The sequence below is a fragment of the Buttiauxella sp. S19-1 genome (assembly GCF_022134725.1).
Lineage (GTDB): Bacteria > Pseudomonadota > Gammaproteobacteria > Enterobacterales > Enterobacteriaceae > Buttiauxella > Buttiauxella ferragutiae.
Genome location: NZ_JAHWLU010000292.1, coordinates 1 through 305, shown reverse-complemented (window position 1 = coordinate 305; position 305 = coordinate 1). Strand labels below are relative to the sequence as shown.

At 58.0% G+C, this 305-nt stretch carries 1 protein-coding gene; it reads right to left on the bottom strand.

Annotation, left to right across the window (positions count from 1 at the left end):
* Positions 1 to 305: bacteriophage T4 gp5 trimerisation domain-containing protein (locus MES37_RS24620; protein WP_443108005.1), on the bottom strand; the 305-nt coding region annotated here is incomplete at both ends.

Sequence of the window (305 nt, the reverse complement as noted above, 5' to 3'; positions counted from 1 at the left end):
GGGGTGTATCACCACAAACGAACTTCCCACCCGCAGCGTGATTTTCGTATTGCTCTGCAGCACGATATCGCCCTGTGCATCCGTGCCCAGCGCACCCGCCACTTTCTGGGCCAGGTCGCCTTTGACCTCCAGGCTGTGGTTACCTTCCACCAGGCTGAGGTGGTCTTTCGTGGTTTTATGCGCCTGGCTGCCGTCGACTGTTACTTTGCGGTCATTTGCCACAGTCAGCGCGTCATCACGGCCGGTATTCACGGTGTGGTCACGGGTGACTTTCAGGGTCTGGTCATTGCGTACCGTGATACTGC